The sequence below is a fragment of the Pseudomonas vlassakiae genome, assembly GCF_014269035.2.
GTDB lineage: Bacteria > Pseudomonadota > Gammaproteobacteria > Pseudomonadales > Pseudomonadaceae > Aquipseudomonas > Aquipseudomonas vlassakiae.
In genome coordinates this window covers 1-2468 of the sequence record NZ_JABWRP020000042.1, presented here as the reverse complement: position 1 = coordinate 2468, position 2468 = coordinate 1, and the positions used below count along the sequence as shown (strand labels likewise).

Annotated in this window: 2 protein-coding genes; both read left to right on the top strand. The window is 61.2% G+C overall.

Annotated elements, in window-relative coordinates:
• Positions 1-265 precede the first annotated feature (265 nt).
• A complete protein-coding gene (locus HU738_RS25670) occupies positions 266-1909 on the top strand; it encodes an acetolactate synthase large subunit (protein WP_176509814.1) in 1644 nt (547 codons plus the stop codon).
• A gap of 171 nt (positions 1910-2080) precedes the next feature.
• On the top strand, positions 2081-2468 hold a 388-nt coding region (locus HU738_RS25665; RefSeq protein WP_217871536.1), incomplete at its 3' end, for an FAD-dependent oxidoreductase.

The window sequence follows — 2468 nt, the reverse complement described above, 5'->3', positions numbered from 1 at the left end:
GCACGCAGGTAGGGGTTTTGTCTTTTCCGTCCTCCGGCAATGCGGCGCTATGACGCTGCAGCCAAATGTCTTTTGTCTGTATCCTCCTATCTGTGCCGTCTGTACGGTGCGACAATATTTCTCGCAAATTAACGTGACTTGTTTGCGCTTAAGCTGCGTCAAGACTTAAGTTCGGGGCAATCCTGGCCCCCGAACCGAGCGATGCCAGCGTACCGTGCTGCGCATTTCTGGACTTTCCGTCCTATCACTTGAGGTTACAAGCAAGATGGCCAAGGCCGCCGATGTCGTTGTGCAATGCCTGGAAAACGAAGGTGTCGAGTATGTGTTCGGCATTCCTGGTGAGGAAAACCTCGACCTGCTGGAATCCCTGCGCAAGTCGAAGATCAAGCTGGTACTGACCCGCCACGAGCAGTCCGCGGGCTTCATGGCTGCCACCTATGGCCGCCTGACCGGCAAGACTGGCGTGAGCCTGTCGACCCTGGGCCCTGGTGCAACCAACCTGGTAACCGCCAGTGCATACGCCTACCTGGGCGGCATGCCGATGATGATGATCACCGGCCAGAAGCCGATCAAGAAGTCCAAGCAGGGCCGCTTCCAGATCATTGACGTGTGCGGCATGATGGACCCCATCACCAAGTACACTCACCAGTTCGCCTCGGCCGACAACATCCCGGCCCGTATGCGCGAAGCGTTCCGCCTGGCTGAAGAAGAAAAGCCGGGCGCTGTGCACCTGGAGCTGCCGGAAGACATCGCCGCCGAGCAGACCGACGCCCTGCCGATCCCGCGCAGCCTGCACCGTCGCCCGCTGGCCGAGCACGTGGCCATCGAAGCCGCTGTAGAGAAACTGCAGAAGGCCCGCAGCCCGATCCTGGTGATCGGCGCCGGCGCCAACCGCAAGATGACCGCCAAGGTCCTCAAGCAGCTGATCGACAAGACCGGTATCCCGTTCATCACCACCCAGATGGGTAAAGGTGTGGTCGACGAGCGCCACCCGCGCTTCCTCGGCAACGCTGCGCTGTCGTCCGGTGATTTCGTCCACCGTGCCATTGAAGCCGCCGACCTGATCATCAACATCGGCCACGACGTGATCGAGAAGCCGCCATTCTTCATGGTCCGTGGTGGCACCGAAGTCATCCACATCAGCTTCCGCTCCGCCGAAGTCGATGCCGTGTACTTCCCGCAGGTCGAAGTGATCGGCGACATCGCCAACGCCGTGTGGCAGATCAGCGAAGCACTGAACGACACCGCGCACTGGGACTTCACCCGTCTGATGGCCATTCGTGAAGCGAACGAGGCGCAGATCGCCGAAGGCGCCGACGACAACCGCTTCCCGGTCTACCCGCAGCGTCTGGTCGCCGACATCCGTCGCGTGCTGCCGTCCGAAGGCATCGTGGCCCTGGACAACGGCATCTACAAGATCTGGTTCGCCCGTAACTACAAGGCGCACAAGCCGAACACCGTACTGCTCGACAACGCCCTGGCGACCATGGGCGCAGGCCTGCCATCGGCCATGGCTTCGCACCTGGTGTACCCGGATCGCCCGGTGATCTCGGTGTGCGGCGACGGCGGCTTCATGATGAACAGCCAGGAGCTGGAAACCGCAGTCCGTCTGGGCATGCACATCACCGTGGTGATCCTGCGTGACGATGGCTACGGCATGATCCGCTGGAAGCAGGCCAACATGGGCTTCACCGATTTCGGCCTGGACTACGGCAACCCGGACTTCGTCAAATACGCCGAAGCCTATGGTGCCAATGGTCACCGCGTCGAAAGCGCCGAGGCCTTGCTGCCACTGCTCGAGCACTGCATCAAGACCCCTGGCGTGCACGTCATCGACTGCCCGGTCGACTACAGCGAGAACGACCGCATCCTCAACAGCGAACTGCGTGAGCGTGCGCTGGCGGTATAAGGCTTAACGGCCTGTTCGCGGCGGTTTGCGCCCCGATGAACCCGCTCCCACAGGGCTGCGGATTCATCGGGACGGCGAACCGCCGCGAATGCTTTCTGGTACTAGCTATACACCGCTCTGCGCTGCATTCGACCCATCATGCTCATGCTCCCTCATCGAGAGCACGAGACAATGACTATCGGATCGTCGCACAACCACCCCGCCGACTTGGCCATAGAGCCGCAAGACCCCATTCAGCCTTGGGCTGCCCGCTTCCCCAATCCGCCCGACCTGTGTTTCGACTATCGCCGTTTGGTCGAGCAGGAGGGAGGAATTGCTCGTACCACAAGGCGCGAACAGCGCATTTGCATAGTAGGTGCCGGTATCACCGGATTGACTGCTGCGCGTGAGCTTCTGCGGTGCGGCTTCACGCGCATCACGCTGATCGAGCAATCCCAACGTGTGGGAGGCCGTCACCTGACGGTCGCGAACCAGGGGGAGGATTACAAACAGCCCTCGACGCCCTTCGAAATGGGGGCCATGCGCATGCCGTTCTTCAATAGAACCGGCGAGGCCCCCA

Coding starts and splice junctions, on each gene's coding strand:
- HU738_RS25670 (WP_176509814.1), top strand. CDS start 266: ATGGCCAAGGCCGCCGATGTCGTTGTGCAATGCCTGGAAAACGAAGGT.